Consider the following 13,544-nt stretch of genomic DNA (forward strand, 5'->3'; position numbering starts at 1 on the left):
TTAGAAGCTGTAACGCACGCCGGCGCGGTACACGCGGCCGAGCACGTCGTACAGCGTCGGGTTGATGGCGAAGCTCAGGTTGGCCTGTGGCGCCGCGGCCGGATCGACGTTGCCGATGTTGTCGATCTTGAAGTAGGCGGTGGTCTTCGCATTGACCTTGTAGGTGCCGCCGAGGTCGACGTAGAAGGCGCCCTTCATCTGGTTGTTGAAGATGGTCGGGTGGATCGTGGTCGAGACCGGGCAGTTGGTCTGGCACTCGATGAACTCGTTGCTGTAGACGCCTTTGCTGATCCAGCGTTCGGTCAGCATCAGCCCGTACTTGTCGGTGTCCCACGCTTGCGAGGCCAGGCCCTTCCACTTAGGCGTGCCGCCCAGGTTGTTGCCGGCGCCTTCGGACGGGATCGTGCCCACCACGCCGGGATCGGTCAGGAAGCTGATGGTGCGGGTGGCCAGCGCGCGGAAGGTCAGGCGGCCAGGCAGGCCGAAGTCCTTCAGGTTCATGCGGTAGGCCGCCTCGATGTCGTAGCCCTTGTTGCGCAGCGACGCCAGGTTGAACGCCTGCACCGTCACGTAGTTGTTGGTGGTGCTGGCACTGTTGAGTACCATCGCCGAGCAGATTTCCTTGTTGCCGGCCACGCACAGGTCGACTTCCTGCTGCGCCGACAAGGTCGAGATCACGCCGTTGACCTTGATGTCGAAGTAATCGACCGAGGCGCTGAAGCCGGGCAGCCACTTCGGCTGGTTCAGCACCGCGCCGAACACGGTGTTGCGGGCGATCTCGGGGCGCAGATTGGTGTTGCCGACCGTGCGCTGCTGGACCGTGATGGTGTTGCCCTGGTAGCTGACCACGTTGTTGACCACCACGGCGGCCGCATACAGTTCGCTCAAGTTCGGTGCGCGCACGTCTTTCGAGGTCACGGCGCGGAAGCTCAGGCCGTCGACCGGGGTCTTCCAGCTGCCGCCGATCTTCCAGCTTTCCACGCTGCCGGAGGTGCTGTACTTGGTGCGGCGGTCGGCCACGTTCAGGTTGGCCTCGCCGAAGGTGGCGGACTTCAGCATCGGAACGTTCAGCTCGACGTAGGCTTCCTTGACGTCGTAGGTGCCCGAGGCATTGTGGTAGTTGCCGGCGTACCAGTTGTTGCCGACCGCCGTGTTCAGCAGCGGGTCGGCCGGATAGGCCGCCGTGTTCGGGCTGTCGGCGGAGACGCCGTTGCCGTATGGGTCGCCGGTCACGCTGTAGTGTTCGCGGCGGTACTCGGCGCCGGTCGCCACGGCGATCGGGCCGGCCCACGATTCAAACGGTTCGCCGTGCAGATTGAAGCTGGCGACCTGCTGCGTTTGCTTGGTGTGCTGCTGCGGACCGTTGGCCGGTTCGATGTAGGCCATTGCCGCCGGATCGGCCGGCACGTCGCCGATGATGTTCAGCGGCACGCAGCCGGAAGCCGCCGCCACCGGGTTGCGGCAGACGATGGTGCCGTTCGGGCCGCGCACCGCGTCGATGGCGGCGTTGTAGCGCGCATTGAGCGAGATGTCGTGGACGATGATGTCGGTCTTGTTCTGGCCATATTCGGCGTAGGCGTCATACGACCATTCCTTGCCGGCCAGCTGGAAGCGGCCCTCGGCGCCCACCACCACGCGTTCCATCTGGCGGGTCGGGTGGACGTTGATGTTGCGCGGGAATTCGGCGTTGGCCGTGCCGTACTGGAAGCTGGTGATCTTGTTGGCGGCGCAGGCGGCCACGATGGACGCCGGCAGGAACGGGTTGTCGCACTGTATCGTCAGGTTGGCGTTCTTGGCCGCGCCAGGGTTCGGCGAGAACACCGATTCGACCTTGCCGAAGTTGGTGGTCAGGTAGATCTCGTGGTCGGGATTGATGTCGAAGCCGACGCGGGTGTACGCCACCTGGCGCTTCAGGTCCATCGCCAGGTTGGTGCCGGCGCCCACGCTGCCGCTCAGGTCGCCGCCGACGCAGAACGGGTTGACGCAGCCGGTCACCGCGCCGGTGCCGGTCGGCTTGCCGCCGCCACCGTAGTTGAACTGGTACGGCACGCCGCCGGGGCCGAAGGCCGTGCCCTGCAGCGGGCCGTTGGTGATCAGGCCGTACTTGGCGTACTGGTATTGCTGAGCATGATCGATGACGGTGTATTGCGGCTTGCCGTCGTTGGTCTGGGCCAGCGGACGGATCTGGTAGGCGGTGTTCTTGTACCAGGTGCGGCCGTTGGGGCCGACTTCGCCGAAGCCCGGCGAATCGATGCCTTTCTCGCGGCCGAACTCGCCGCTGACTGCGACGTGCAGGCGGTCGTCCATGAAGGCCTTGCCCCAGGCCGCCTGCACGGTGCCGTTGCGGTCGTCGTGGTAGGTGGTCTGGCCGCCTTCGACGTTGGCCTTGAAGCCTTCGAATTTCTTGTCGGTGACGAAGTTGACCACGCCGCCGATCGCGTCCGAACCGTAGGACGCCGAGGCGCCGCCGGTGACCACGTCGACGCGCTTGACCAGCAGTTGCGGGAACTGGCTGACGTCGGTCACGCCGGTGACGTTGGCGCCCACCACACGCTGGCCGTCCAGCAGGGTCAGCGTGCGGATCGGGCCCAGGCCGCGCAGGCTCAGCGAGCTCAGGCCCTGGATGCCGCTGGAGGTGCTGTTGGTGCTGGTGGTGCGGCCGGTGCTGCCCTGCAGCGCCGGCAGCTCGGCGATGGTGTTGAAGATGTTGGGCTGGGCGTTCTTGGCCAGGTCGTCGGCGTTCAGCACGGTGGTCGGCGTCGGCTGGGTGAAGCCGCGCGAGGCGATCCGGGAGCCGGATACGGTCACCACGGTCTGCACCGGCGCGGCGTTGGCATCTGGGGCGGCATTGGCATCCGCGTTGGGCGGGGTCTGGTCGCCCGGGGCGGCAGGGGCTGCTGTTGCGGCTTGCTGCGCGTGGGCCGGCATGGCGATCCAGCAGCAAGCGCTGGCCACGGCCAGGCTCATGATTGTGTTACGTGTACGCATTGTAGTCTCCTGCTATATTTTTATGAGGTAAGGGTCAACGTGCGGAATTTCTGACGGCTCCGCTACGCACTGCTTGCAACGCTGCCCGGCCCCGTCAAGCCAGACGGTATTCGGGCACTTTCAATTACCGATCTTGCCGGCGAGGATATGACGCACCAGCGTTTCCGGCGCATCGGCGATGTCCAGCGTGATGCCGGCCTCGTCCTGCTGCAGCGGTTCCAGGACATGCAACTGGCTGTCCAGCAGCGACAGCGGCATGTAATGACCGACACGCGCCTGCATGCGGTCGGCGATCAGTTCGCGCGCGCCGCTCAGGTGGGCGAAGCGCAGCGCCGGGTCGGCCGCGCGCAGCTGGTCGCGGTATTTGCGCTTCAGCGCCGAGCAGCCCAGCACCAGGCCGGTGTTCAGCAGCCGCGCGCTGTGGATCTGCCCGGCCAGGGCCTGCAGCCAATCGTGGCGGTCGGCATCGTCCAGGGCGACGCCGGCGGACATCTTGGCCACGTTGGCCGGCGGGTGGAACTGGTCGCCCTCGATATAGGGTACGCCAAGTGCGCCGGCCAGCGCCTGCCCTACGGTGCTCTTGCCGCAGCCACTGACACCCATCACTACCCAGCGGGTACTTTCCATCCAGCTCTCCAAGGCATGGCCAACGTTAAGTTAGCGCTAACATTATTGTTTTAAATAAATCGCGCCCGACTTCTACGCGATGGTCACAACGCAAAGATAGCGTTATCATTTTTAGTGACTTTAGACCAATGGGAAAATTTGTAAAGAAGTATTGATACTGCGATGCAGCATAAGAAGGCCGGCCACCAGATCCATATCCGGCTGGCGGCGGGCTATGGCGGCGCAGCATGGGGCCGACTGGACTAAAGACAGGTGTTGCGGGGCCGCCACTGCGATAGCATCGGCACATCGCTACCGGAGCACTGCCATGACCTTACTTCTGTCCCGCCTGCCGGCCATCCTGCTGCTGGCCGCATCGACACTGGCGCACGCCGCCGCGCCGCAGGTGCGCACGCAGGCGCCCGGCTTTTACCGCATGATGCTGGGCGACTTTGAAATCACCGCGCTGTCCGACGGCACGCACGCCTTCCCCATCGACAGCGTGATGACCCATATCGCGCCGGCGCAAATCGCCTCGGACCTGGACCAGGCCGAACTGCGCCAGCCAGTGCAAGGCTCGATCAATGCCTTCCTGGTCAACACCGGCAGCAAGCTGATCCTGATCGATGCCGGCGCCGGTCAGCTGTATGGCGATTGCTGCGGCAAGCTGGTGGACCACCTGCGCGCGGCGGGCTACCGGCCCGAGCAGGTCGACGAAGTGCTGATCACCCATCTGCACAAGGACCACGCGGGCGGCATCGCGGCACAAGGCGCGCCGGTGTTTGCCAACGCCGTGGTGCGGCTGTCGCAGGCCGAGGCCGACTACTGGCTGGCGCCGGCCGGCAAGGCGTCCGCGCCGGCCTTCCTGGCCAGCTTTTTCGACAGCGCGGTCGCGGCGGCGGCGCCCTACCAGGCCAGCCGGCGCTTCCAGCCGTTCAAGGCCTACGGTCCGCTGGAGCCGGGCATCGAAGCGCTGGCCGGTCCGGGCCACACGCCGGGCCACGCAATGTACCTGGTGAGCAGCCGCGGACAACAGTTGCTGGTCTGGGGCGACATCGTCCACGTGTCGGCGATCCAGCTGCCGCATCCGCAGGCCACCGTCAAATACGACAGCAGCGAAGCCGACGCAAGCGCCACCCGCTGGCAATTGCTGGAGATGGCGGCCGGCATGCACATGCTGGTCGGCGCGGCGCACATCGCCTTCCCCGGACTCGGCCACATTGCTCACGCGGGCGCCGGCTATCAGTGGCTGCCGCTAAACTACGACAGCGCGCCCTCTCCCTTTAGCCCGCCCTGATCTTTTGGCAGGAGCGCACGATTGCGCCGCTGCCTACACTGGTCTCTCCCAACCAACGCAAGGAGCACCGCCATGCCGGATACCAGCCTCAACCAAAGCAAACCGCAACTGTCGATCGACAGCGTCATCACCAGCGACGGCACCCGCATCCACTTCAAGGACTGGGGCAGCGGCGCCCCGGTCGTGTTCAGCCACGGCTGGCCGCTGCAGGGCGACGCCTGGGAAGACCAGATGATGTTCCTGGCCAGCCAGGGCTACCGCGTCATCGCCCACGACCGCCGCGGCCACGGCCTGTCGAGCCAGCCATGGAACGGCAACGACATGGACACCTACGCCGACGACCTGGCCACGCTGATCGAAGCGCTGGACCTGCAAGGCGCCACGCTGGTCGGCCATTCGACCGGCGGCGGCGAGGTGGCGCGCTACATCGGCCGCCACGGCACCTCGCGCGTGGCCAAGGCGGTGCTGGTCGGCGCCGTGCCGCCGCAGATGGTCAAGTCCGCATCCAACCCGAACGGGCTGCCGATGTCGGTGTTTGACGGCATCCGCTCCGCCGTGCTGGCCGACCGCTCGCAATTCTTCAAGGACCTGACCACGCCGTTTTACGGCTACAACCGCCCGGGCGCCAAGGAATCGCAAGGCGTGCGCGACACGTTCTGGGCCCAGGGCATGCAGTGCGGCATCAAGAACGCCTACGACTGCATCAAGCAGTTCTCGGAAACCGACTTCACCGAAGACCTGAAAAAGATCGACGTGCCGACCCTGATCGTGCATGGCGACGACGACCAGATCGTGCCGATCGACGCGTCGGCCAGGGCCTCGGCCAAGCTGGTCAAGAACGCCACGCTGCTGGTGTATGAAGGCGCGCCGCACGGCCTGCCGACCACCCACAAGGACAAGCTGAACGCCGACCTGCTGGCTTTCCTGAAGGCGTAACTCTTTCGGGGGTGCCGGAACCGGCCGCTAAGCCAGAGCCGTCCGGCCCCTTTCGTATAAGCGCGCGGGTGTCGCGGCGCAGCATAATAGCTGCATCCTCTCTACACCAAGAAGCGACATGTCCTCCGAATTACCGCTCATCGATGTCCTGGCGCGGCGCAACGCGCAACTGGAACACAGGCTGCGGATGGCCGAGCAGGAACTGGCGCGGCTGGCGCGCATCACCGCGATGGGCGAATTTGCCGCCTCGCTGGCGCACGAGGTCAGCCAGCCGCTGGCCGCCATGATGCTGAACGCCGAAGCCGGCCTGCACCACCTGGAACAACAGCGGACGGAAAGCGCCTGCGACGCCTTCAAGATGGTGATGCACGCCGGCGCCGCCGCCGGCGGCGTGCTGCGCAGCATACGCGGCATGGCCGCCAACGCTCCCGCATCCCCCTCGCTGTTCGCGCTGGACGAGGCCGTGCTTGAAGTGCTGCGGCTGCTGCGCGGCGAGCTGCACAAGCACCGCGTCGAGGTCCGCACGCAGTTCGGCCTCGGCCATGGCCACGCCTTGCAGCTGCATGCCGACCGCGTGCAGCTGCAGCAGGTGATGATGAACCTGATCCTCAACGCGATCCACGCCATGAGCGGCGTCGAGCGCGCGCGCCTGCTGCTGGTGCGCACCGCGCTGGCCGACGACTCGGGCACGCTGCGCATCAGCGTCGAGGACAACGGCGCCGGCATCCCCGCCCATATCGCCGGGCGGCTGTTCGAGCCGCTGTTTTCCACCAAGCCCGGCGGCATCGGCATCGGCCTGGGCATCTGCCGCGCCATCGTCGGCGCGCACGGCGGCCGTATCTGGAGCGCTTCGCGCCAGCCGCACGGCACCGCCTTCCATGTCAGCCTGCCGCCCCACCACAAGGAACTCCACCATGGACACCATCTCCATCCTGATCGCCGACGATCATCCGCTGATACTTGCCGGCCTTGAGACGCTCATCAACACCATGCCGGAATGCCGGCTGGTCGGCCGCGCCGCCAACGGCGTGCAGGCCGTGGCGCTGTTCGAACAGCAGCGGCCGCAAGTGGTCGTCATGGACCTGGGCATGCCGGAAATGAACGGCGTCGAGGCCATAGAGCGGATGCGCCAGATCGACGCCGACGCCAACATCATCATCCTCACCACCTACCAGGGCGACGAGGATGTGCATCGCGGCCTGCGCGCCGGCGCCCGCGCCTACCTGCTCAAGGACAGCGGCTTCGCGCAGTTGTCGGCCTGCATACGCACCGTGGCGGGCGGCCGCACCTTCCTGCCGCCGGACGTGGCCGCCAAGCTGGCGCAACGGCGCGAAACCAGCCGCCTGTCCAGGCGCGAGCTGGAGATCCTGGCCCACATGGCCACCGGCAAGAGCAACAAGATGATCGCCCGCAGCGCCGACATCGAGGTGGGTACGGTGAAATTCCACGTCAATAATATTTTGGCCAAGCTCAACGTGGCAAGCCGCACCGAGGCCGCCACGGTGGCGGCCAGGCGCGGTTTGCTTGGCGTGTTCTAGCGAGCTTACTTGGCGGGCACGGGCGCCAGCGTCTCGTGGCTGCCGGTGATGCGCTGCGGCGCCTTGTGCACCATCGTGTACGCATAATCGACACCCATGCCGTAGGCGCCGGAGTGCTCGCGCACGATGGCCATCACGGCATCGTAGCTGTCGCGGTGGGCCCAGTCGCGCTGCCATTCCAGCATTACCTGCTGCCAGGTCACCGGCACCACGCCGGCCTGGATCATGCGCTGCATCGCGTAGTCGTGGGCTTCCTTCGAGGTGCCGCCGGAAGCGTCGGCCACCATGTAGATTTCATAGCCGCCTTCGAGCATCGCGCACAGTGCGAAGCTGTTGTTGCAGACTTCCGTCCACAGGCCGGAGACGATGACTTTCTTCTTGCCGTTGGCGGCCAGCGCGTCGCGCACTTTCTGGTCGTCCCACGAGTTCATCGACGAGCGTTCCAGGATGGGCTTGCCAGGGAATACGTCCAGCAATTCCGGATAGGTGTGGCCGGAGAACGCTTCCGTTTCGACGGTGGTGATGGTGGTCGGGATATTGAACACCTTGGCGGCCTTGGCCAGCGCCACGGTATTGTTTTTCAACGCCTGGCGGTCCATCGATTGCACGCCGAACGCCATTTGCGGCTGCTGGTCGATGAAGATCAGCTGGCAATTGGTGGGCGTCAATACTTCTAATTTCGGGTTCATCATGATGGCTTCCATTCTTGGTTAAGGGTGAGGACTGCTGCATCCATGGTAGGCCCTGCCCGCGATGAAAACCACTATCTAAATATATAGCCGGCTTGCTATAGTACGTCCCGTGCCCACCGAATCCCACCCCATCCGCGTCCTGATCGCCGACGACCATGCCCTGCTGCGCGAAGGCATAGCCGGCTTGCTGGGCGCGAGCGCCGGCATCGAAGTGGTGGCCCAGGCCGCCGACGGCCGCGAGGCGCTGGAGCTGTACGCGCGCCACCGTCCGGACGTGACCTTGATGGATCTGCAAATGCCGCTGCTGAACGGCTTCGACGCGCTGGCCGCGATCCGCGCGGCAGACGGCGCGGCGCGCGTCATCATGCTGACCACCTTTAGCGGCGACGCCCATATCGCCCGCGCGCTGGAGGCCGGCGCGATGGGCTACTTGCTCAAGGGCGCGCTGCGCGTCAGCCTGGTGGAGGCGATCCGCGCCGTGCACGCCGGCCAGAAATACATCCCGGACGAGGTCGCGCGCGAGCTCGACGCCTGGTTCGGCTCGGAAACGCTGTCGGCGCGCGAGCTGGCCGTGCTGCGCCTGGTGGCGCTGGGCCACTCCAACAAGGAGGCCGCCGCGCGGCTGGCGATCAAGGAAGAAACCGTCAAGGCCCACGTCAGCGCGGTGCTGGCCAAGCTGGGCGCGCGTGACCGCACGCATGCGGTCACCATCGCCATCAAGCGCGGCATGCTCGAGGTCTGAATCCCCTACTTCGCCGGCGCGGCAAGTTTTACCAGTCCCGGCGCCGCCTTGACCAGCGCGGCGTCGCCGCCGCTGGCGCTCAGCTTGCCTGCGGCGTCGTCCCACTTCAGCAGCGTCACGCTGGACTTGCCGTGTTCGTAGTCGTAGCTGACGCCGTCGTCGTCGTACAGGCGGAACTGGCCATCCTTGCCCGGATAGACCTTGATCTGCGCGATCGCCTGCTTGCTGGCGGTCGACTGGATGTCGGCGCCGACCGGCACGATGGAGCCGGCCTTGACGAACACCGGAATCTGCTCGATCGGCGCGGCCACCTTGATCCAGCGTCCGCCGCTGACCTTTTCGTTGGTCCAGTAGTTGTACCAGTCGCTGCCGGCCGGCAGGTAGACGTCCTTCTCGGTCTGGCCCTGCTCCGTCACCGGCGCCACCAGGAAGGCGGGTCCGAACATGTACTGGGTGCCGATGTTGGCGACGTTGGCGTCGTTCGGGAAGTCCATCCACAGCGGACGCATGAACGGCGCGCCGGTGTCGTAGGTGGCCTTGGCCTGGCTGTAGATGTACGGGATCAGCTGGTAGCGCAAGGTGTCGTAGCGCGCCATGACGGCCTCGGCCTGCTTGCCGACCGACCAGATGTCGGTTTGCTTGCGCTCGCCGTGCAGGCGCAAGGTCGGCAGGAAGGTGCCGTACTGGAACCAGCGGGTCAGCAGCTCCGGATAGTCGTGGAACTGGCCGACCACGTCGCGCGCGTCGGACGGATCAAGCAACGGCGCCTTGGTGGCGTCGGTCGTCGACGGCAGGCCGTGCCAGCCGCCGATGTCGTTGCCCCAGTAGGCGATGCCGGAGGCGGTCATGTTGAGGCCGGTAGGGATCTGGCGCGCCAGCGCTTCCCAGCTCGGATCGACGTCCGACGACCAGAACAGCGCGCCGGTGCGCTGCGAGCCGAGGTAGGCGGCGCGCGACAGGATCAGCACCCGCTTGTTCGGCTTCCACGCGCGCATGTTGTCGGCCATGCCTTCGACGTGCATCAGCGGGAACAGGTTGTGGTAGCGGTCGCCGGAGCCGATCGCGTAGAAGGCGCCGTCCGGCACCAGGTCCGGCTCGGTCTCGTCCAGCCATGGGTAATCGAAGCCCTTGGACAGGATGTTGTCGCGCGCCTTTTCCCAGAACCACTGGCGGGCGGCAGGATTGGTGGCGTCGATCAGGCCGCCGGTGCGGTCGGAGCGGAACGGCAGGCCGTCGACGCTCTTGCCCTGCGTGTCCTTCAGCAGATAACCCTTGCTGTCGAGTTCGTTGAAGTAGCGGCCGGAGGTTTCATAGCGCGGCCAGATCGAGATGATCGATTGCATGCCCATGTCGTGCAGCTGCTTGTTCATCGCCACCGGATCGGGGAACTGCGCCGGGTCGATGTCCATCTGGCCCATGCGGGTCCAGTAGAACCAGTCCACCACCATGACGTCGAGCGGATATTTTTTCTGGCGATAGGTATTGGCCACGCGCAGCACTTCCTGCTGGCTGTCGTAGCGCGCCTTCGACTGGATCAGGCCGAACGCGGCCTTGGGCGGGATCGGCGTCTTGCCGGTCAGCCGCGCGTAGCCGGCATACAGTTCCTCCGGCGTGGCGCCGGTGATCACGAAGAAGCTGACGCGTTCGCCCACGTTGGACTGGAAGCCGGTGCGGCCGTTGACGCCGGCGACGAAGCGGGTGGCGGACGGATTGTCCCAGACGATGCCGTAGCCCTTGGACGAGACCATGAACGGCACGCAGACGGCCTCCCCCGCCGGCGCGTCGTACCAGTGCTGGCAATCGAGCACGCGGCCGCGCAGGTCCAGCGGTCCCAGCGATTCCTGGTTCTGGCCCATGCCGTAGTAGTGCTCGTCGTGCGGCGCGGCGAACGATGCGCCCACCTGATAGGTTTTCTCGGTGTTGACGGTGTGCGGCGACATTTCCCAGCCAGTCATGCTGAGCACTTGCTCGCCCTTGGCATTGCTGACCTGCAGGCCGACCGGCGCCAGCGACGACGCGAAATACTTTTCGCCCTGGCTGGGCACGCGCGGCGGCGGCGCCGGATTGACGCGCAGCGTCATGCCGGCCGAGGTGAAGGTGTCGCCGCCGGCGGCCGCGCTGTGGCGGAAGGCGCCGTTGTCGCTATTCTTGGGGAGGATGCCGAAGCCCGGCCCTTTCAATACCTCGGCCTTGTCGGCCGCGATGGTCACGTGGATGACGTTGGGGCCGTAGGCTTCGATGGATACATAGGCGCCGTTGCGGTCGAGCGTGGCAAGCGGGGCGGCGATGGCAGGCAGGGCTGAAGCCAGGGCCAGCGTCAACGCCTGGCGAGGCGTGGAATGAAGCAGTCTCATGATGTCTCTCTTGGAATGACGCGACCGCGCCGCGGCCGCATTTTGTCGAGCATGCATTGTGCTGTCTTGCCGCCGGGCCGGCAATTGTGAAAATCACCAAGGCCAGACATGTTTCTGTACAGGTCCTACTGCAGGCGCTGCCAGACGGCGAAGCTGTTGCCGGCGATGTGCATCAGCATCGTCGGATAGAGCGAGCCGGTGCGCCAGCGGCAGACGCCGTAGAACAGCGCGTCGATGCCGATCAGCAGCATGCCGCGCCAGTCGTACTGGAAATGGAGCAGAGCGAACACCAGCGCCGACACCGCGATCGCCGCAGACGGTCCCCTGGCGCGCCGGACCCGGCCAAACACCAGCCCGCGGAAAAACAATTCCTCGGCGACGGGATAGATCGCCGCGATGAAGGCGATGCGCGCCAGCAGCGCGGCGCCGTCGTACTTGCCGCGCCAGGCGCCCGTTTCGTCGGGCACGCCCAGCAGCGGGCCGGCATATTCCATCAGCACGCTCAGCGCGGCAAAACCGAGCAGCCACAACAGCGCGGGCCGGGCCGCGGGCGGCTGCAGGCCGAGGTCGGCGTCCGCCCGCAAGTGCATGCGGCGCGCGCCCAGCGCGGTGAAGCCGATGAGCGCCACCGGTGTAATAGCCATGAGGAAATATGGATGCATGCCGAAATATAAACCATATACCCATGGTTCGGCACCAGTCCATCGAAAAAAGCCCTTTAGCCGGGCTGCGCCGCGCCGAGTGTCTTGATGAGGTCGCTAAGCCGGTAAGGCTTGGCGATCAGGTCGAAGTTATCGGCGGACGCTTTGCCGCCCTCCAGCGCGGACTGGTTATAGCCCGACGCCAGGATCACCCGGATGGCGGGGAATTCCTGGCGCACGATGTGCGCCAGGTCGACGCCGCTCATGCCGGGCATCACCACGTCGCTGAACAGGATGGCGATGTCGGCATGGCGGCGCAGCGTCTCCAGCGCCTGGAGGCCATCGTTGGCCGACAACACGTCGTAGCCCAGATGGCTGAACAGGCCGATCGCCGTCTCCAGCACATCCGGCTGATCGTCCACCAGCAGCACCTTTTCCGCCGCAAACTCGTGGCTGGCAGCGAGCCTGTCCACCGGCAGTTCGACGGCCGGGAAGTACAGCTCGATGGCCGTGCCTTCGCCCACGCGTGAATCGATCTTCAGGCCGCCCTGGCTTTGCTGCGCCAGTCCATATACCTGGCTCAGCCCCAGCCCGGTGCCCTTGCCCACCTCCTTGGTGGTGAAGAACGGCTCGACCGCGCGCAGCTGCGTTTCGGGCGACATGCCTTCGCCGGTATCCCTGACCACGACCCGCACGTAGGCTCCCGCCGGCAGCTGCTCGACCTCGCCGGCCTCCAGCTGCACGGCCGCCGCGTCGACCTGCACCACGCCGCCGTCGGGCATGGCGTCGCGCGCGTTGACCACCAGGTTCAGCAACGCCGCTTCGAACTGGGTGACATCGATCATGGCCGGCAGTACTTCCGGCTGCAACCGCAGTTGCAGCCGCATGCCGCTCGGCACCGCCCGCCGCAGCACCGCCTCGAACGAGCGGATGATGCGGCCGATGTCATGCGTCTCCTGCAGCAGCGGCTGCTGCCGCGCGAACGTCAGCAGCTGCTGTATCAGCGAGGCGCCGCGCTGCGCCGCCCGCTCCATCGTGTCCAGCGTCTTGGCACGGATCGCCGGATCGGGCGCGACCCGCAGCAGATCGAGGCCGTTCATGACGACATTGAGCAGATTGTTGAAATCGTGCGCGATGCCGCCGGTGAGCTTGCCGACCGCCTCCAGTTTCTGGGATTGAAACAGCACCTCGCGCGCGCGCTCCAGCTCCTCGGCGGCGTTGCGCCGCTCGGTGATGTCGCGCGTGATCTTGGTGAAGCCGAGCAGTTCGCCCGCGTCGTCCCGGATCGGATCGAGCACCACGCTGGCCCAGAACCGCGTGCCGTCCTTGCGCACGCGCCAGCCTTCATCCTCGAACTTGCCCGACGTGCGCGCCAGTTCGAGCGCCCGCGCGGGACGGCCCCGTGCCTGCTCCTCGTCGGTGTAAAACACGGAAAAGTGGCGGCCGATGATTTCCTCGGGATGGTAGCCCTTGAAGCGCTGCGCGCCGGCGTTCCAGGTGACGACGACACCTTCCGGCGACAGCGTGTAGATGGCGTAATCGGTGACGCTGACGATGAAGTGGCGAAAACGCTCGGCTTCGACATCCACAACGGACAAGCTGTTTTGCTGCATGACGATCCTTTATCCCGGATAAAGCGGTGTTCTCTGCGATAGATTCTACGTGAGAAGCCATCACGGCCCGGAAAAGCGCGGCCTCAATCGTTCGTCCTGGACAAAGCGCGATGAACGTCGAAATACTTTTCAGTATC

11 protein-coding genes are annotated in these 13,544 nt (G+C 65.8%); 5 read left to right on the forward strand and 6 right to left on the reverse strand.

Annotation, left to right across the window (positions count from 1 at the left end; all coding sequences use genetic code 11):
• Both ACSQ3S_RS21415 and ACSQ3S_RS21420 read right to left on the reverse strand, forming a co-directional pair.
• Complete coding sequence (locus tag ACSQ3S_RS21415; RefSeq protein WP_436143689.1) at positions 1–2,988, reverse strand: TonB-dependent receptor domain-containing protein; 2,988 nt, start codon at positions 2,986–2,988, stop codon at positions 1–3.
• A 120-nt stretch (positions 2,989–3,108) separates the two neighbouring features.
• Positions 3,109–3,615 (reverse strand): gluconokinase, encoded by a 507-nt coding sequence (locus tag ACSQ3S_RS21420; protein WP_436143690.1) that lies wholly within the window; start codon positions 3,613–3,615, stop codon positions 3,109–3,111.
• Between the two features lie 307 nt (positions 3,616–3,922).
• Here ACSQ3S_RS21420 and ACSQ3S_RS21425 point away from each other — a divergent pair, with 307 nt between their 5' ends.
• From ACSQ3S_RS21425 to ACSQ3S_RS21440, 4 genes are all read left to right on the forward strand, one after another.
• Positions 3,923–4,891 carry an MBL fold metallo-hydrolase gene (locus ACSQ3S_RS21425; protein WP_436143691.1) on the forward strand — a complete coding sequence of 323 codons (969 nt, stop codon included), beginning with the start codon at positions 3,923–3,925 and terminating at the stop codon, positions 4,889–4,891.
• Between the two features lie 72 nt (positions 4,892–4,963).
• Positions 4,964–5,827, forward strand: a complete 864-nt coding sequence (locus ACSQ3S_RS21430; RefSeq protein ID WP_218087772.1) for an alpha/beta fold hydrolase — start codon at positions 4,964–4,966, stop codon at positions 5,825–5,827.
• 118 nt (positions 5,828–5,945) lie between these two features.
• Entirely contained in the window at positions 5,946–6,800 is an 855-nt protein-coding gene (locus ACSQ3S_RS21435; protein WP_436143692.1) for a sensor histidine kinase, read from the forward strand.
• A complete protein-coding gene (locus tag ACSQ3S_RS21440) occupies positions 6,742–7,365 on the forward strand; it encodes a response regulator (protein WP_176651522.1) in 624 nt (207 codons plus the stop codon). The genes ACSQ3S_RS21435 and ACSQ3S_RS21440 overlap by 59 nt, the downstream gene beginning before the upstream one ends.
• Positions 7,366–7,370: 5 nt before the next feature.
• Here the strand turns inward: ACSQ3S_RS21440 and ACSQ3S_RS21445 are convergent, their stop codons facing one another.
• Complete coding sequence (locus ACSQ3S_RS21445; protein ID WP_176651523.1) at positions 7,371–8,057, reverse strand: hydrolase; 687 nt, start codon at positions 8,055–8,057, stop codon at positions 7,371–7,373.
• Positions 8,058–8,166: 109 nt separating this feature from the next.
• On the opposite strand from ACSQ3S_RS21445, the gene ACSQ3S_RS21450 reads away from it, so the two are divergent.
• On the forward strand, positions 8,167–8,799 hold the full coding sequence (locus tag ACSQ3S_RS21450; RefSeq protein WP_436143693.1) for a response regulator: 633 nt from the start codon (positions 8,167–8,169) through the stop codon (positions 8,797–8,799).
• 5 nt (positions 8,800–8,804) lie between these two features.
• Here ACSQ3S_RS21450 and ACSQ3S_RS21455 read toward each other — a convergent pair whose 3' ends face one another.
• The 3 genes from ACSQ3S_RS21455 to ACSQ3S_RS21465 all read right to left on the reverse strand — a co-directional run bounded on the left by ACSQ3S_RS21455 (position 8,805) and on the right by ACSQ3S_RS21465 (position 13,407).
• On the reverse strand, positions 8,805–11,153 hold the full coding sequence (locus ACSQ3S_RS21455) for a TIM-barrel domain-containing protein (protein WP_436143694.1): 2,349 nt from the start codon (positions 11,151–11,153) through the stop codon (positions 8,805–8,807).
• A gap of 125 nt (positions 11,154–11,278) precedes the next feature.
• Entirely contained in the window at positions 11,279–11,797 is a 519-nt protein-coding gene (locus ACSQ3S_RS21460; protein WP_353404659.1) for a CPBP family intramembrane glutamic endopeptidase, read from the reverse strand.
• Positions 11,798–11,871: 74 nt separating this feature from the next.
• The gene (locus ACSQ3S_RS21465; RefSeq protein WP_353404660.1) at positions 11,872–13,407 is read right to left on the reverse strand and encodes a PAS domain-containing sensor histidine kinase; all 1,536 of its coding nucleotides are present in this window, start codon (positions 13,405–13,407) and stop codon (positions 11,872–11,874) included.
• Positions 13,408–13,544 lie beyond the last annotated feature (137 nt).

The sequence above is a fragment of the Duganella sp. LjRoot269 genome (assembly GCF_964254095.1).
Lineage (GTDB): Bacteria > Pseudomonadota > Gammaproteobacteria > Burkholderiales > Burkholderiaceae_D > Rugamonas > Rugamonas hordei.

Coding starts and splice junctions, on each gene's coding strand:
- ACSQ3S_RS21415 (WP_436143689.1), bottom strand. CDS start 2,988: ATGCGTACACGTAACACAATCATGAGCCTGGCCGTGGCCAGCGCTTGC.
- ACSQ3S_RS21420 (WP_436143690.1), bottom strand. CDS start 3,615: ATGGAAAGTACCCGCTGGGTAGTGATGGGTGTCAGTGGCTGCGGCAAG.
- ACSQ3S_RS21425 (WP_436143691.1), top strand. CDS start 3,923: ATGACCTTACTTCTGTCCCGCCTGCCGGCCATCCTGCTGCTGGCCGCA.
- ACSQ3S_RS21430 (WP_218087772.1), top strand. CDS start 4,964: ATGCCGGATACCAGCCTCAACCAAAGCAAACCGCAACTGTCGATCGAC.
- ACSQ3S_RS21435 (WP_436143692.1), top strand. CDS start 5,946: ATGTCCTCCGAATTACCGCTCATCGATGTCCTGGCGCGGCGCAACGCG.
- ACSQ3S_RS21440 (WP_176651522.1), top strand. CDS start 6,742: ATGGACACCATCTCCATCCTGATCGCCGACGATCATCCGCTGATACTT.
- ACSQ3S_RS21445 (WP_176651523.1), bottom strand. CDS start 8,057: ATGATGAACCCGAAATTAGAAGTATTGACGCCCACCAATTGCCAGCTG.
- ACSQ3S_RS21455 (WP_436143694.1), bottom strand. CDS start 11,153: ATGAGACTGCTTCATTCCACGCCTCGCCAGGCGTTGACGCTGGCCCTG.
- ACSQ3S_RS21460 (WP_353404659.1), bottom strand. CDS start 11,797: ATGGCTATTACACCGGTGGCGCTCATCGGCTTCACCGCGCTGGGCGCG.
- ACSQ3S_RS21465 (WP_353404660.1), bottom strand. CDS start 13,407: ATGCAGCAAAACAGCTTGTCCGTTGTGGATGTCGAAGCCGAGCGTTTT.